This window comes from Erwinia aphidicola (genome assembly GCF_014773485.1).
Taxonomy (GTDB): Bacteria; Pseudomonadota; Gammaproteobacteria; order Enterobacterales; family Enterobacteriaceae; genus Erwinia; species Erwinia aphidicola.
The window spans coordinates 222,047-237,379 of sequence record NZ_JACXBP010000001.1 but is presented as its reverse complement, the minus strand read 5'-3'; the positions used below and the strand labels follow the sequence as shown (position 1 = coordinate 237,379).

Genomic DNA, 15,333 nt, shown 5'->3' with positions numbered 1-15,333 from the left:
AATGGCAGTCAGTGCCCGTTATTTGTTGGTCAGCGTTTCGGCTTTGGCGGCATCGTCTTCTTTCTTACGACGCAGACGCAGCTTATTGACCAGGCGGTGTGCTTCGGCACGGCTACCGACCGAGGGTGCAGAGCCGCGCAGCGGCTTACGCGCCGTTTCACGCAGCGTGAACACCGTAATCACCCCGATAACGCCCGCCCCCATCAGATAATAAGCCGGCATTAGCAGATTGCCGGTGCTCTCCACCAGCCAGGTGGTCACCAGCGGCGTGGTGCCGCCGAACAGTGAAACCGACAGGTTAAAGCCGATTGCCAGCGCGCTGTAGCGAATATCGGTGGCAAACAGCGCCGGTAATGTCGCCGGCATTGAGCCGCTGAAGCAGGTGTGGATCACCCCGAGAATAATCAGCCCCAGGAACACCAGCCACAGGTTGCCCGTACCAATCAGCATCATACACGGCACTGCCATAACGATCAGGCCGATGGCACCGGCCCAGATCACCGGACGACGGCCCAAACGGTCATTCCAGTGGCCCCAGAACAGGGTCAGCGGCATCATGACAAACATCACCACCAGAATCAGCAGCAGGCTGCTCAGCTCGCTCAGACCCAGGATCCCGGTCAGGTAGCTTGGCATATACGAGGTCAGCATATAGTTGGAGACGTTAAACAGCAGCACCAGACCAATACATTTCAGCATTGAGGCTCGGTACTTCTTCAGCATCTGCCACAACCCTAGGCGCGGTTTGCTGTGCTCCAGCGCTTCCTGCTTTTCCATATGCTTCTGGAATGCCGGGGTCTCTTCCAGCTTCAGTCGAATATAGAGGCCAAACAGGCCGAGCGGCGCCGCGATAAAGAACGGAATACGCCAGCCCCAGTCAAGCAGGACCTGTTCCGGCATCGCCGCCGTCAGGCCCGTTACCAGCCCCGCCCCTAGCAGATAGCCGCCGAGCGTGCCGAACTCCAGCCAGCTGCCCATAAAACCGCGGCGCTCATCGGTTGAATACTCAGCAATAAACGTGGCTGCACCGCCGTATTCACCGCCGGTGGAGAACCCCTGCAGCAGACGCGCTGCCAGCAGCAGCACTGGCGCCATAATCCCGATGGAGTGATAGCCAGGAATAATCCCGATACAGAAGGTGCCGATCGACATCATGATCATGGTAATCGCCAGCACCTTCTGGCGTCCGATGCGGTCGCCAAGTGGGCCAAACACCAGTCCACCCACCGGGCGAACCAGGAAGGCGGCGGCAAATGCCCCAAAGGTCGCCAGCAGCTGCGCTGCCGGGCTGCCGCCGGGGAAGAAAACTTTACCGATAGTCACAGCCAGGTAGCTGTAAACCCCGAAGTCGAACCACTCCATGGCGTTACCCAGCGCGGCCGCGCCGACCGCACGCTTGAGCATGTCTTTATCGACGATAGTAATATCATCGACGCTCAGCTCCTTCTTCGCGCTTTTGTTCTTGTTCCAGAAATGCTTCTTCTGCGGCTGTTGCCCTTCAGATGTATTGCTCATAGCAGCTCCCTGTTGTAGTGAGTGAGCAGCCTTATAGCTTTCGTCGCCTGAAAAATAGTGGGGAATAACAGAGGGGAAGAAAGCTATAACGCAGCGAAAATGCGGATGGTAATGAACGGTAAATCTTAGACTGCCGTTGCTTACACAAATTTAATCTATACAAGATTCGGTGATTTTTCAAGTTAACCACACTAATCGCTGCCATTGGCGAGCAAACCTGCCGTATTCGCCACCCTCTCTGTCCTGGTTAATAGAGTCCACTGGCAGGCGGCCCCCGGCGGCTACCACGCCCGCCCTATTCATTAAGCAAAATAACTATTACACAGCAGGTATTATTGACATAACGTGACAAAAAAATGACATTTATTGAAATTAAAGACAAAAATACAGAACATGATCCTGCCCTCACCATGGCAAAGCTTCTCCACAAACTCGAGCGCAGAGCCATATCAGGCCACCCGCTTTCTGATTTACTGGTGATAAGCCATTATTTTATTCAAAATATTTCATTATGAGATTTAATTTAGTAATCAGTTAATTTATTTGTTGATTTTCACCCTTGTCGCCGTCAGTCTGACTTAAAATTCTTATTGGCGGAACCCTGGATGCCGTTAAAAAATAGCGCTGCAAAATATGGCTCACTGAGCATCACCCTGCACTGGCTGGTCGCGGCTGCGGTCTACGGAATGTTTGCCCTCGGACTGTGGATGGTCACCCTCGGTTATTATGATACCTGGTATCACAAAGCTCCCGAACTGCACAAAAGCATCGGCATCACGCTGTTCGCGGTAATGATTGTACGCGTGGTGTGGCGCTTTGTTTCGCCGCCGCCGAAACCGCTCAGCAGCTATTCCCCGCTAGTACGCTATAGCGCGATTACCGCGCATCTGCTGCTGTACGGCGTGCTGTTCGCCATTCTGATTACCGGTTATCTGATCTCTACCGCAGAGGGTAAACCGATCAATGTCTTCGGTATCCTGCCGGTTCCTGCGCTGTTTTCCGGGCTGGGCGAGCAGGCGGATCTGGCGGGGGAAGTCCATCTTTGGCTGGCGTGGAGCGTGGTGATCCTCTCCGGGCTGCACGCCCTGGCCGCGCTAAAACACCACTTTATCGATCGTGATATTACCTTGAAAAGGATGCTGGGCCGCCGCATCCATTAACCTCTGGAATGGAGAACACCATGTTGAAAAAAAGTATTCTGGCCATCACTACCGCCGCCCTGCTGATGACGGCGGGGACAGCCGCCGCAGCCGACTACAAAATTGATAAAGAGGGGCAGCATGCTTTCGTGCAGTTCCGCATCAAGCACCTGGGCTACAGCTGGCTTTACGGCACGTTTAAAGATTTCGACGGCAGCTTTACCTTTGATCAGGCCGACCCTGGCAAAGACAAAGTTAACGTGACTATCAATACCGGCAGCGTCGACACTAACCACGCCGAGCGTGACAAGCACCTGCGCAGCGCTGATTTCCTCAATGCCGGGAAGTTCCCCCAGGCAACGTTTGTTTCCACCAAGGTCAGTAAACAGGGCGATGGCCTGATCGTAGACGGTGACCTGACGCTGAACGGCGTGACTAAACCGGTAAAACTGGCGGCAAAACTGACCGGGGAAGGTAAAGATCCGTGGGGTGGCTACCGTGCTGGCTTTGAAGCGACGGGAACTATCGCGCTGAAAGAGTTCAACATTGAGAAGGATTTGGGCCCGGCATCGCAGCAGGTGGAGCTGATGATCTCGGTGGAAGGCGTGCGCCAGTAGCCATCACACTCACCGGGCCTGCGCCCGGTGAGTTCAGCCTGTTACTCTTCAGGAATATGCATGGTGGTGCTCAACAGGCCGCGCGACTTGTTGAAAATCTTATTGCCGTTTTCACGGCCCGCACGACGCGCACGCTGCTCTTCCGGCGGCAGTGCCAGCTCTTCCATACAGAGCGGGCTGCAGCAGTTATGAAACTTCTCGGCGCAGCTCGGGCACTGGATGAACAGCAGATGGCAGCCGTCATTCAGGCAGTTTACATGGGTGTCACAGGGCGCTCCGCACTGGTGGCAGTTGGCAATCACATCGTCTGAAATCCGCTCGCCCATTCGCTCATCGAAGACAAAGTTTTTGCCTTTAAAGCGCACCGGTAAGCCCTGCTCGCGCGCGCGGCGGGCATACTCAATAATTCCGCCTTCGATGTGGTAGACATTCTCATAACCGTTATGACGCATCCAGGCGCTGGCTTTCTCACAGCGGATCCCCCCGGTGCAGTACATGACGATTTTTTTGTCTTTATCCTGCTGCAGCATATCAACTGCCATCGGCAGCTGGTCGCGGAAAGTATCCGCCGGGATCTCCAGCGCGTTTTCAAAATGGCCCACTTCATACTCATAGTGGTTACGCATATCGACAAACACCGCTTGCGGATCGTCCAGCATGGCGTTCACTTCCGCCGCTTTCAGATAGGCGCCGACATCGCTGGCATCAAAGCTGTCGTCGGTAATGCCGTCAGCCACAATGCGCTCACGTACTTTCAGACGCAGTACCCAGAAAGATTTACCGTCATCATCCAGCGCGATGTTCATGCGCAGGTTATTCAGCGCCGGGTGGAAAGCGTACAGCGCGGCTTTCATCTGCTCGTACTGGCTGGCGGGAACGCTGACCTGCGCGTTAATTCCCTCAGCGGCGACGTAAACGCGGCCAAACACGTTTAGTTTGGTGAGGGTAACGTAGAGCGCGTCGCGAAACGCACGCGGATCGTCAATAGTGAAGTATTTATAAAAAGAGACTGTGGTACGCGGTTCGGTTTCGGCCAGCATGCGTGCCTTCAGCTCTTCATTGGAAACAAGGTTATGTAACACTGGCATGGTGTACGTTCCTGAATTCTAAAGAGAGGGAAAATTTTGCGGCGCTATCATACCTGAGAGACCCGGGGTTTGTCGTGCATGAACGCTGTAAATAGCAGCAGTCGGCGCAAAAAGCGATGCGCAATATGCGCATTATGACTATGCTATTAGCAGCACACCTGACCTACCTGCCCGTGAAAACCTAATCTGAACAGGCGCTTATTTCATCTGATGCGAATAAAATGGCACAATAGGCCATAACTCATTTTAAACGGGCACTATAATGTTCCCCCTTTTTTTGCGATCTGGAAAATCATGACTCAGCTGCCTCAATTTCGTCGCGCATTGCTGCATCCCCGTTATTGGTTTACCTGGTTGGGTATTGCCCTGCTTTACCTGCTGGTGATGCTGCCCTACCCCCTGCTCCGCTACATTGGTTGCGGGCTGGGTCGGCTGTCAATGCACCTACTGAAGCGCCGTGTGGAGGTTGCCCGGCGCAACCTGGAAGTCTGTTTCCCGCAGATGCCTGCCGCCGAGCGTGAAGCTCTGGTAACACGCAACTTCGAATCGCTCGGCATGGGCCTGATAGAAACCGGCATGGCATGGTTCTGGCCTGACTGGCGCATCAAAAAATGGTTCAGCGTCAGCGGCCTGGAGCACATCAGCAAAGCGGCTGCCGACGGTAAAGGCGTATTGCTGATTGGCATGCACTTTTTAACCCTGGAACTGGGCGCGCGTATTTTCGGCATCCACAACCCGGGTATTGGCGTTTACCGCCCCAACGACAACGCGCTGATTGACTGGCTGCAAACCTGGGGCCGTATGCGTTCCAATAAAAGCATGCTGGACCGCAAGGATCTGAAAGGCATGATCCGCGCCCTGAAAAACGGCGATATTATCTGGTACGCTCCGGATCACGACTACGGTCCGCGCAGCAGCGTATTTGTACCGTTTTTCGGCGTTGACCAGGCGGCAACCACTAAAGGCAGCTACCTGCTGATCCGCAGCGGCAACCCGGCAGTGATCCCTTTTGTGCCACGCCGCCTGCCGTCGGGTAAAGGCTATGAGATGGTGATCTTGCCGGAAGTTCAGGATATCCCACTGGACAATGAAGTCGCCACAGCCGCCGCGATGAACCGCGTGGTCGAGCACGGCGTACTGATGGCGCCAGATCAGTATATGTGGCTGCATCGCCGCTTTAAGACCCGCCCGGAAGGTCAACCTTCCCTTTACTGACCCCTCTCCACAGGCCGGTTATCCGGCCTGTTCCACTATTTGAAACCGTTTTTCATTTATTTCTGCAGTGGCTAGGCAGTGAGCATTTAATGGCGCATACTTAGCCAGCTAATGGTTAATTTGCGACGTTAACTTCTAAGGTTACTGCACACGCTATGTCTACGGCCGATACGCCCTCAACTGTCATCAACTGGCAGAGAAATCTCTTTGTCGCCTGGGTGGGATGTTTCCTCACCGGCGCCGGTTTCAGCCTGGTTATGCCCTTTCTGCCACTGTATGTCGAGCAGCTGGGCATTACCGATCCCCAGGCGCTGAACATCTGGTCCGGGCTGGTTTTTAGTATCACTTTCCTGTTCTCTGCTATTGCATCCCCTTTCTGGGGCGGACTTGCCGACCGTAAAGGCCGCAAAATCATGCTGCTGCGCTCCGCCCTGGGCATGGCAATTGTGATGATGCTGATGGGTATGGCCACTTCCGTCTGGCAGTTTCTGGCGCTGCGTGCACTGCTCGGCCTGCTCGGGGGGTTTGTGCCCAACGCCAATGCGCTGATCGCCACCCAGGTGCCGCGTAATAAAACCGGCTGGGCGATGGGCTGGCTGTCAACCGGGGCGGTCAGCGGCGCGCTGATCGGCCCGCTAATCGGCGGCCTGCTGGCCGACAGCTTTGGCCTGCGCCCGGTGTTCTATATTACTGCGGCGGTGCTGTTCTCCTGCTTCCTGATGACCCTGTTCTGCATCCGTGAGAGCTTCACCGCGGTGCAGAAAAAAGATCTGCTGCACGCCCGCCAGGTGTTCACCTCGCTGAAAAATCCCCGGCTGGTACTGGCACTGTTCGTCACCACGCTGATAATCCAGGTCGCTACCGGTTCGATTGCCCCCATTCTGACGCTGTACGTGCGCGAGCTGGCGGGCAACGTGGCGAATCTGGCCTTTATTAGCGGTATGATTGCCTCGGTGCCTGGCGTGGCGGCGCTGATGAGTGCGCCACGCCTTGGCAGGCTGGGGGATCGCATCGGCCCGGAGCGAATCCTCGTTGCCATGCTGCTGATTTCAGTCGTGCTACTGATCCCGATGGCTTTTGTGCAGAATGCGTGGCAGCTGGGGATCCTGCGCTTTCTGCTCGGCGCCGCCGACGGTGCACTACTGCCAGCGGTGCAGTCGCTGCTGATCTACAACGCCAGCAATCAGGTCGCCGGGCGCATCTTCAGCTATAACCAGTCTTTCCGCGACATCGGTAACGTCAGTGGCCCGTTGATGGGCGCCGCGGTGTCGGCCCATTACGGTTTCCGTGCGGTGTTTCTGGTCACCGCCTGCATCGTGCTGTTCAACGTGGGGTACACCTGGTACACGCTGAGAAAACGAACCGCAAGAATGGTGGTGCGGGAAGAAGAACAGCGCCCGCTATCTGAAGCAGAGTAAGGGGAATTGCGGTGGCGGCTCATCTCAAGTAATCTCAAATAATAGCCTTTTTGAGATTGTCTGAGATGAGAATCAAAACGCCGCCCTCAGTGGCTGAGGCTGAACTTAGCGCTGAGGAGCTTATTGCACTACTGGCGCAGCATAGCGCCAGCGACAGTAAATATCTTCATGCTGGATAAAACCGCGCAGGATATTCTGGCACTCGCGCTAAACGCTCCCGGCTCTCTGCTGAGCGCCGCCGGCGTCAGCCAGCGTCTGTCACTCTCGGATAACACCGCCAGAAGTCGCCTGAAGACACTGGCATCTCGCGGCTTATTGCGTGCGCTCAAAGATGGGCGTGGATTGGTTTATCAGGCCCCTGCCTCGGTGGCAAAGCTGAAGCAGTGGATGGGGGTTCAGGGATAAACCCTGGCAATACCCGTACAATAAATCACCATGAAAATATTTCTCCTCCCCCGCCTTGCATCTTTGCCCATAGCGACAACAATTACTCTTTAGTCATTTTTGACCTGAGGAGATGCCATGAGCATGTATGCCACGCTGGAAGAAGCGATTGAGATGGCACGTGAAGAGTACCTTGCTGATAACCCGGAGCTGGACGAGGGTGAAGCCTCTGTTAATCAGTTCAATCTGCAGAAGTTTGTGATGCAGGATGGGGATATTATGTGGCAGGCGGAGTTTCTCACCGATGACAGTGATGAAGGAGAGCTACTGGCCTTCCGCAGTGGAGATGCGGCGCAGGCCATCTTTGAAGATGATTTCGATGAGGTTGAACTGCGTCAGGAGTGGCTGCCGGAGAAGACGCTGTACGAGTGGGATGAGGGCGAATTCCAGCTGGAACCGCCTGCCGGCAGCGAAGAGGCCGACGCGGCAGCGGGAGAGTGGGAAGACGATAACACCGACGCCGACAATAATTACTCGTAAGGCCCGTGGCTGGCATCAACCGGCAGCAGTAATGTGTCGACCACCAGCGACAGCGGCAGGTCAATAATGGCGAGAAAACGCCACGGCTTGTCGCGAATATCCCACTGTACGCCGGGGTAGTATTGATTGCCGTGCCCCTGTCCGGGCACGGCTCTGCTGATAATACTGCCGCAGCCGCTCAGCACCAGCACGCACAGCCCCACCGCTAATCCCCGCACTATCATTGTCACCATCGCTGCCCCAGAGTAAAAAACGCACTATTCTACAGTCTGGTCCAGTTTTGACCAGAGCGGCAACTGCAAATTAAACGTAAAAAAAAGCCGGAACCTGAGTTCCGGCTTATCGCGTCGTCGGGGGCGGCATGCCCGCCCCGCAAACTAGTTGGCGTTATTCAGCGCCTTCGGGTTCAGTTCCAGCGAATGGTAATAATCTAACCAGTCGTGGTACTTATCCGCATTCTGCCACAGGCGGTAGTGCATACGCGCCAGCGTCACCGGGTCACTGAACAGCGCCAGGCGCTGATCGCGATCCAGTTTAGAGGGTGACTCGCTGAGCGCCTGCTCAATGCGGCGGTCGCGGGCATAGTCGAGAATATCGCTGTTCAGGTGACGCGAGGTCGCCATTGCGCTGGCCAGTGCGTTGAACGACGGATGGAACATGGCGTGCATAAAGCCATTCTCCAGCGCACGTTCACGATTCAGCTCAACGTAACGGTCGGTATCCAGCAGCTCCTTCGGCGGATCGTACTCTTCCGGGATCAGGAACAGTTTGCCGCGTTTCGAAGCCTGACCCAGCGTGCGACGGCTTGACCACACCGAGACAAACGGCGACAGGATCAGCGAGAACACGATTGGCGACAGCCACCACAGGAAGTTCAGGTCCAGCCAGCCCATACCGCCCGCCCACACCAGGCCCAACAGCATCTGCGAGCCGTGGCGTTTGAACGCTTCGCTCCACGGTGTGGCATCATCATCACGCTGTGGCGAGTTCCACACCACTTCCCAGCCAAGAAACGCGCTGACCACGAATACGGTGTGGAACAGCATGCGCACCGGCGCCAGCAGCACCGAGAACAGCATCTCCAGGAACAGGGAGGCCAGCACGCGCAGCGCTCCGCCGTAAGGCTTCGCCCCTTTGCACCACACCAGCACGATGCTCAGCAGCTTCGGCAGGAACAGCAGCACTAAGGTGGTTGAGAACAGCGCTATCGCCAGTTCAGGGCGCCACTGCGGCCACACCGGGAACAATTGGCGCGGCTGCAGGAAGTACTGCGGCTCCATCAGCGTATGCACCACCTGCAGCGCGGTCGACAGCGCCAGGAACATAAACCACAGTGGAGCAGACAGGTAAGACATCACGCCGGTCAGGAACACTGCACGGTGCACCGGGTGCATGCCTTTTACCAGGAACAGACGGAAGTTCATCAGGTTACCGTGGCACCAGCGACGGTCACGCTTCAGTTCATCCAGCAGGTTTGGCGGCAGCTCTTCATAAGAACCCGGCAGATCGTAAGCGATCCACACGCCCCAGCCCGCACGACGCATCAGTGCAGCTTCCACAAAGTCATGCGACAGGATTGAACCGGCGAATGAGCCTTCACCCGGCAGCGGTGCCAGCGCACAGTGCTCAATGAACGGCTTAACGCGGATAATGGCGTTATGGCCCCAGTAGTGCGACTCGCCCAGCTGCCAGAAGTGCAGACCAGCGGTAAACAGCGGGCCGTAAACGCGGGTAGCAAACTGCTGGCAGCGAGCATACAGCGTATCCATCCCGGATGCTTTCGGCGAAGACTGGATGATACCCGCTTTCGGGTTCGCTTCCATCATACGCACCAGCCCGTTGAGACACTCGCCGCTCATAACGCTATCCGCATCCAGCACCACCATGTAGCTGTACTGGCTACCCCAGCGGCGGCAGAAGTCATCGATGTTACCGGATTTACGTTTTACGCGACGGCGGCGGCGGCGGTAGAAAATGCGCCCTTCCCCGCCGACATCACGTACCAGCTCCATCCACGCCTTTTGCTCGGCCATGCAGATATCAGGGTTGTAACTGTCGCTGAGGATGTAGACGTCATAATTGTCCTGCTCACCGGTACGCACCACGGATTCCCAGGTCGCACGCAGGCCGGCGAACACGCGCTCAACGTCTTCATTACAGATCGGCATGATCAGCGCGGTGCGGTGATCCGGGTTGATCGGCTCGTCACCGTTGGTCAGGTAGGAGATGCTGTACTTATCCTTACCGATCAACAGCTGCAGGAAGCCCATCAGCGCGGTCCAGAAACCGGCGGAGACCCACAGGAACAACACGGCAAACAGGAACAGGATCCCGGTCTGCAGCACGTAAGGCAGGATCTGCAGCACCGACTGCTGCCAGTTCTGGTTGATCATCTCCATTGGGTCGATCAGCGCCCAGCCCTGGTAAGGCAGAATGGTCTTCATATACCAGGTGGCGACAACCGTCTGGAAAACAGAGAGGAACAGCAGAATATAACGGCGGATGGAGCCAACATGGCGCCACTTATCTTCACTTTTCTGCTCTTCGCGGCTGGCAAAACGCGGGGTGGTTTTACGGCCACGCACGGAATCCCACGCGCGCGCCACCGGGTTGGTACGCCACTCTTCCGGGTACATGGAAGAGCGGGTATGCTTCGGCATCGCTTTCAGCGTGGTGCGGTCCAGCGCATCTTTGTCGAACTGCTTGCCGTCATCAACGGAATCCGGCCAGCTCTGTTCGACGCGTGTTTTTACCGACTCCTGCGGCGCGTCATCGGCACGCGTTTCAACCGGACCCTCTTCGGCCAGCAGGTGATGCAGCTGGCCAAAGGCGTCGTCAGATTCAGGCGGCAGTGCCGAGCGCAGCTCCCCTTTCCGCTCGGCGGAGAGGGGCAGCGCGTCGATATACTCATCGGGTATTACGGTAGACTTATTCATTGGCAGGCAGCTGATTGCTCCAGGTTTCAGTCAGCGTTTTGTCACCGTTAACCAGTGCAGCACGCATTTCCGTCGGCTGTTTGTTGTCTTTTACGCGCACGCGCAGCACCAGACGCCAGCCTTTGGTGACCGGGTTATAGCGCACGCTGTTTTCCACCAGCTCACCGTTGTTACCGATGCTGACCTGAGAGGTCACTGGGGTGTTTTGCGGCAGCTTGCTCATTTCCGGGCCAACGAAGTCGACGATAAATGCCACGGTGCCATCAGGCTGACGCACCAGGTTCGACTGCTTCACATCACCGGTTGAACGCAGGGTGCTTTTCACATACGCCGTTTCCGGTGAATGCAGCGCGCTTTCGTCACGCGTGAAGTGCAGGCGGTAGGAGAAGTTCATCACTTTTCCTGGCTCTGGCAGACTTTCCGGGGTCCAGAACGCCACGATGTTATCGTTGGTCTCGTCGGACGTTGGGATCTCAACCAGCTCTACGCGGCCTTTACCCCAGTCGCCTTTCGGCTCAATCCAGCCGCTTGGACGCATATCGTAGCGATCGTCGAGATCCTGATATTTATCGAAATCGCGCCCCCGCTGCAGCAGACCGAAACCACGTGGGTTTTCCACGGTGAAGGTGCTGACAGCCAGGTGTTTTGGATTGTTCAGCGGACGCCAGATCCACTCACCGTTTCCGGCGTGAATCGACAGACCGTTAGAATCATGCAGCGCCGGACGATAGTTTGGCACTGGCGATGGCTGGTTGGCGCCAAACAGGTACATGCTGGTCAGTGGGGCCACGCCCAGCTTGCCCACTTTGTCACGCAGGTAAACCTTAGACTGCACGTCGACCGTGCTGTCTTTACCCGGGGTGATCAGGAAACGGTAAGCACCGGTCGCACGTGGTGAATCCAGCAGCGCATAAATGACCAGATGTTTATCCTGGGGTTTAGGCCGTTCAATCCAGAACTGCTTAAAGCGCGGGAACTCTTCCCCGGACGGCAGCGCAGTATCAATGGCCAGGCCGCGGGCAGAGAGACCGTAAACCTGACCGGCACCGATAACGCGGAAGTAGCTCGCGCCGAGGAAGCTGGTGATTTCGTCTTTCTTATCTTTACTGTTCAGCGGGTAAAGCACCTTGAAGCCAGCAAACCCGAGGTTTTTGACGGTATCAGGGTCGTGCTTAACGTTGCCGAAGTTGAAATAGTCCGGGGAGTACTTGATCTCACGCACGCTGGTCGCCGTGACTTCATTGAGTTTCACCGGGGTATCGAAATACATTCCCTGATGGTAGAACTCAAGTTTGAAAGGGGTCTTAAGATTGCTCCAGTACGCTTTATCGTGATTGAACTGGATCTGCTGATAGTCAGCATATTTCATATCACGCAGCTGTGATGGCAGGTTACTCTTAGGCGCTTCGAAGCCTTTCCCGGCTAACTCCTGCGCCTGTTTTGCCACATCATCAATGTTAAACGCCCAACTGGTGTTGGCATACATTGAAAGCAAAACTGCTGCGCCAAGCCAGCGCAATTTCATCAGTTCTGGTTTATTGTTCATTTTATTCCGCACTTCCCCCCCTTTCGGGTGCTTAAATCAATTGCATCCATCTTAAAGGATAATCCAGCATTCCGACAGCCTGACCACGTTTTTGTTCCATGAATCCGATCGTGTTAAGCGCCCTATTCTCAAGCGGTTAACGGAAACAGATTTGGCTGATAGTATACCCGGGTTTCAACTATTAAAGTAAGCGCTAAACTTTAGTCTGGTTCAGGGTGAATCAGGACATTAACATGTTGAATATCGGACATTTATGACTAAAAAAACGCAGCCAAGAGAATATTTTCTCGACTCTATTCGCGCCTATCTGATGTTATTAGGTGTGCCATTCCATGTTTCGCTCATTTATTCCACTCAGACGTGGTCAGTAAACAGCCTGCACCCTTCTGAATGGCTCACCCTGTTTAATGATTTTATCCATGCGTTTCGCATGCAGGTGTTCTTCGTCATTTCAGGCTATTTCTCCTACATGCTATTCCTACGCTACCGCCCGTCAGACTGGCTGAAGGTGCGCCTGGAGCGGGTTGGCATCCCAATGCTGACCGCGATCCCGCTCATCACCCTGCCGCAGTTTTTCCTGCTGAAGGAGTGGACCAGTAAGATTGGCGACTGGAGCAAATTAACGCCCTATCAAAAGTACAACGCGCTGGTTTGGGATCTGATTTCACACCTGTGGTTTCTGCTGGTTCTGGTAATACTGACTGTGGCGGGCTACTGGCTGTTCCGTATTTTGCGCGATAGCCAGCGGGAAAAAACAGACTATTCCGAGCTAACCTGGGGGAAATTAACGCTGTGGATCCTGCTTTGCGGCCTCGCCTGGGGTATTTTCCGCCGCCTGATGTTTATCTTTGCGCCGCAGATCCTGGGTGATGCCCTGTTCAATATGGCCGTGATGCAAACCCTGGTTTACCTGCCGTTCTTTATGCTGGGTGGAATGGCCTTTAAGTACCCGGCGATTAAAGCGCTGTTTGTGCGCCCGGTGCCCTGGACCTTTGTCGGTTCGGCACTGGCCTTCGCTGCCTATGTGGCTAACCAAACCTGGAACAAGGGTGAAGGCTGGCTGTATGAGATTGATACCCTGGTATCGATGCTGATGGGGCTGTGGATGGTTAACGTGGTGTTCTCCCTTGGGCATCGCCTGCTGAACTCCCACTCGCCGCGCGTCACCTACCTGGTGAATGCATCGCTGTTTATTTATCTGGTCCACCATCCGTTAACCATTATCTACGGCATCCTTTTTGTGCCGGTGATTGGCAGTAACACGCTGGGCTTTTTCGCCGGGCTGCTATTTGTCTTCGGGATTTCTTTCCTGCTGTATGAGATCCACCTGCGCATTCCGCTGCTGCGCTTCCTGTTTTCTGGCAAGCCACAGCGCACATAGCAAACTGAGTCATCGGGTGTGGTCGGGCCGATGGCCCGGCTCGCCCCGGATCGGGCCTGCCCGGCCCCTACAGCAGCCACTCAATCGGTAAACGCCACACCAGCCGCACCAGGATCCGCTGCATCAGCCGGGTGCGCGGCTCGTGCTTGTGTACCACCTCATTCGCCCCCTCCCCCGGGTATTCCACCCAGTTTACCCGCCCCCATTTATCCAGACGCAGCGTCCAGGCCCGTTCGCGCATGCTGCTGATAAAGCGCTGATGAATTCGCGTTGCCAGGCCCTCATTCTCAATGACCAGCCCCATTTCGGTGTTCAGCACGGCGGAGCGTGGGTCGAAGTTAAACGATCCGATAAAGACTTTTTGATTATCGACGCTGAACGTTTTGGCGTGCAGGCTGGAACCGGAATTCCCCGTCAGGCCACGGTCGTGGCTCGGCTCACGTGCAGCCATGTGCGGCTTCAGCTCATACAGGTGAATGCCGTGGCGCAGCAGCTTCTTGCGCCATTTGGCATAGCCCGCGTGCACGATAGAGACATCGTTCGCCGCCAGCGAGTTGGTCAAAATCGAGATTTTGACGCCTTTGCGCACCAGCCGCAGCAGCTGCGCCACCCCTGCCCGGGTCGGTACAAAATAGGCCGAGATGATATCGAACTGCTGCTGCGGCTGGCCAATAACCTCCAGCAAACGCTGAGGCAGCAGCGTACTGCTGCGGGCACGGCCCAGCCCTTTGCGCGGGTCATCACTCAGCAGGCGGGTATCAGCCCAGGTAAACGGCAGGCTGCGGCTCTCCAACTGGCTAACGAAGCTGGAGGCTTCAACCCGATCGAGATAGCGCACCACCTGCTCGCTGGCGCGCCACTCCTCGGGCAGCACCACGGCTGAAGGGCTGCTCTGCTCATCCTCCACCACGCTGTTAAGGGGAGCCACGGCGCGGCTCTGCCAGTAGCGGTCGAAATCCAGCGCTACATCATGCACGACCGGGCCGACGGCCAGCACGTCGAGATCGGAGAACAGCGGTTCGTCACCGGCACCGAAATATTCGTCGCCGACATTGCGCCCGCCCACAATGGTCGCCATGCCATCCACGGTAAAACTCTTGTTGTGCATGCGGCGATTCAGGCGGGCAAAATCGGTCAGATAGCCGAGCATGCGCAGGCTGCGAAATGAGAACGGGTTAAACAGACGCACTTCAATATTCTCATGGCGATTCAGCTCGCTCAGCGTCTTATCCAGCCCCATGGTGTTGTTGTCGTCCAGCAGCAGGCGCACTTTTACCCCGCGTGCGGCCGCCTCCAGCAGGGCGCTGAACAGCAACCGGCCTGACATATCGTTCTGCCAGATGTAGTACTGGATATCCAGCGTGCACTCCGCCAGAGAAATCAGCAGATAGCGTGCTGCAAATGCATCCAGCCCCTCCGCCAGCGGATAGACCCCGCTGTGCTCAGGATGTTGTTCAACCAGAGGCGTAATGGCATGAGCCAGTCGCGTGCCGGCCAGGCTCTCTTCCTGCGGCGAGTGAAGCGTGTCGGTCATCAACTATCCTTAACAGGTTT

Annotated in this window: 13 protein-coding genes; 7 read left to right on the top strand and 6 right to left on the bottom strand. The window is 56.0% G+C overall.

The genetic code is table 11. The annotated features are described in order from the left end of the window. Positions 1-18 precede the first annotated feature (18 nt). Positions 19-1,515: a glycine betaine/L-proline transporter ProP gene (proP, locus tag ID864_RS01075; RefSeq protein WP_062818134.1), complete on the bottom strand. Its 1,497-nt coding sequence runs from the start codon at positions 1,513-1,515 to the stop codon at positions 19-21. Positions 1,516-2,120: 605 nt separating this feature from the next. On the opposite strand from proP, the gene ID864_RS01070 reads away from it, so the two are divergent. Continuing rightward, positions 2,121-2,675: a cytochrome b gene (locus ID864_RS01070; protein ID WP_048916428.1), complete on the top strand. Its 555-nt coding sequence runs from the start codon at positions 2,121-2,123 to the stop codon at positions 2,673-2,675. A gap of 20 nt (positions 2,676-2,695) precedes the next feature. Beyond that, positions 2,696-3,271, top strand: a complete 576-nt coding sequence (locus ID864_RS01065; protein ID WP_048916441.1) for a YceI family protein — start codon at positions 2,696-2,698, stop codon at positions 3,269-3,271. A 41-nt stretch (positions 3,272-3,312) separates the two neighbouring features. On the opposite strand, the gene trhO is transcribed toward ID864_RS01065, so the two are convergent. Continuing rightward, on the bottom strand, positions 3,313-4,359 hold the full coding sequence (gene trhO / locus ID864_RS01060; RefSeq protein WP_048916429.1) for an oxygen-dependent tRNA uridine(34) hydroxylase TrhO: 1,047 nt from the start codon (positions 4,357-4,359) through the stop codon (positions 3,313-3,315). A gap of 294 nt (positions 4,360-4,653) precedes the next feature. Between trhO and ID864_RS01055 the strand changes: the two genes are divergently transcribed. From ID864_RS01055 to ID864_RS01040, 4 genes are all read left to right on the top strand, one after another. Continuing rightward, positions 4,654-5,574, top strand: a complete 921-nt coding sequence (locus tag ID864_RS01055; RefSeq protein WP_048916430.1) for a Kdo(2)-lipid IV(A) acyltransferase — start codon at positions 4,654-4,656, stop codon at positions 5,572-5,574. Positions 5,575-5,729: 155 nt separating this feature from the next. Next, a complete protein-coding gene (gene mdtG, locus ID864_RS01050) occupies positions 5,730-6,992 on the top strand; it encodes a multidrug efflux MFS transporter MdtG (RefSeq protein WP_048916431.1) in 1,263 nt (420 codons plus the stop codon). A 168-nt stretch (positions 6,993-7,160) separates the two neighbouring features. Continuing rightward, the gene (locus ID864_RS01045) at positions 7,161-7,397 is read left to right on the top strand and encodes a helix-turn-helix transcriptional regulator (RefSeq protein ID WP_048916432.1); all 237 of its coding nucleotides are present in this window, start codon (positions 7,161-7,163) and stop codon (positions 7,395-7,397) included. 117 nt (positions 7,398-7,514) lie between these two features. Further along, positions 7,515-7,916, top strand: a complete 402-nt coding sequence (locus ID864_RS01040; protein ID WP_048916433.1) for a MysB family protein — start codon at positions 7,515-7,517, stop codon at positions 7,914-7,916. Here ID864_RS01040 and ID864_RS01035 read toward each other — a convergent pair. From ID864_RS01035 to mdoG, 3 genes are all read right to left on the bottom strand, one after another. Then, complete coding sequence (locus ID864_RS01035) at positions 7,907-8,149, bottom strand: YceK/YidQ family lipoprotein (protein ID WP_048916434.1); 243 nt, start codon at positions 8,147-8,149, stop codon at positions 7,907-7,909. The genes ID864_RS01040 and ID864_RS01035 overlap by 10 nt on opposite strands. Before the next feature lie 144 nt (positions 8,150-8,293). Then, entirely contained in the window at positions 8,294-10,852 is a 2,559-nt protein-coding gene (mdoH, locus tag ID864_RS01030) for a glucans biosynthesis glucosyltransferase MdoH (protein WP_048916435.1), read from the bottom strand. Next, on the bottom strand, positions 10,845-12,380 hold the full coding sequence (gene mdoG, locus ID864_RS01025) for a glucans biosynthesis protein MdoG (protein ID WP_191149469.1): 1,536 nt from the start codon (positions 12,378-12,380) through the stop codon (positions 10,845-10,847). The genes mdoH and mdoG overlap by 8 nt, the downstream gene beginning before the upstream one ends. A 271-nt stretch (positions 12,381-12,651) precedes the next feature. Here mdoG and mdoC point away from each other — a divergent pair, with 271 nt between their 5' ends. Further along, a complete protein-coding gene (gene mdoC / locus ID864_RS01020) occupies positions 12,652-13,779 on the top strand; it encodes a glucans biosynthesis protein MdoC (protein ID WP_048916437.1) in 1,128 nt (375 codons plus the stop codon). 67 nt (positions 13,780-13,846) lie between these two features. On the opposite strand, the gene ID864_RS01015 is transcribed toward mdoC, so the two are convergent. After that, positions 13,847-15,313: a phospholipase D family protein gene (locus ID864_RS01015; RefSeq protein ID WP_048916438.1), complete on the bottom strand. Its 1,467-nt coding sequence runs from the start codon at positions 15,311-15,313 to the stop codon at positions 13,847-13,849. Between the last annotated feature and the right edge of the window lie 20 nt (positions 15,314-15,333).